Origin of the sequence: Winogradskyella psychrotolerans RS-3 (assembly GCF_000427335.1) — a bacterium.
Lineage (GTDB): Bacteria > Bacteroidota > Bacteroidia > Flavobacteriales > Flavobacteriaceae > Winogradskyella > Winogradskyella psychrotolerans.
On record NZ_ATMR01000131.1, the window covers coordinates 1 to 620 of the forward strand.

At 36.0% G+C, this 620-nt stretch carries 1 protein-coding gene; it reads right to left on the reverse strand.

The window, feature by feature from the left end; translation table 11 throughout:
• Positions 1-74: 74 nt before the first annotated feature.
• Positions 75-443 (reverse strand): LytR/AlgR family response regulator transcription factor, encoded by a 369-nt coding sequence (locus ADIWIN_RS20915; protein WP_262507768.1) that lies wholly within the window; start codon positions 441-443, stop codon positions 75-77.
• Positions 444-620: the final 177 nt, after the last annotated feature.

The following is a 620-nucleotide window of genomic DNA, read 5'->3' on the forward strand; positions in this document are numbered from 1 at the left end:
AATATGTTTTCTACTTGCTCTAAAGAAGGATTTCTCGTCCAATCTTTCATCAAGCGCATTAAGTGACTTGTGAATCATAGGCTTATTTTTTCAAAATATACCTTGATATAATTCCCGTCAGATTCAAAAAGTCGAACATTCGCCAATTTTACAAACCAACATTTATCTCCATCTTTAACAAAGACCTGGTCGTTTAAAGCAAGCTTGTCTTTAGGAGCATCAGTTGTGAATTCGTCCTCTTTCTTTAATTCCTCAAGTTTTTTCTCAAGCTTTTTTAAGGTCTCGGTTAATCTTTCCGGTTCAATTGGCTTCAGTAAATAGTCGAGTGCATTTACCTGAAAAGCCTGTAGCGCAAATTCATCATAAGCGGTAATAAATACGACCAAAGGAACATAGTCCAATTCCTCAAGAAGATCAAAACCAGTTTTCTCTGGCATTTGAATATCTAAAAAACTACATCAGGCTGTAGGGATTCTATCTTTTCTTTGGCTTCATCTACATTTGGTGCTTCGCCGAGAATTTCTATGTTGTCATTTTGGCTGAGTAAGCTGATAAGCTCTTTTCTGGCCAATCTTTCATCATCTACTACTAATACGCGCATAATATCTATATTTTCCTCT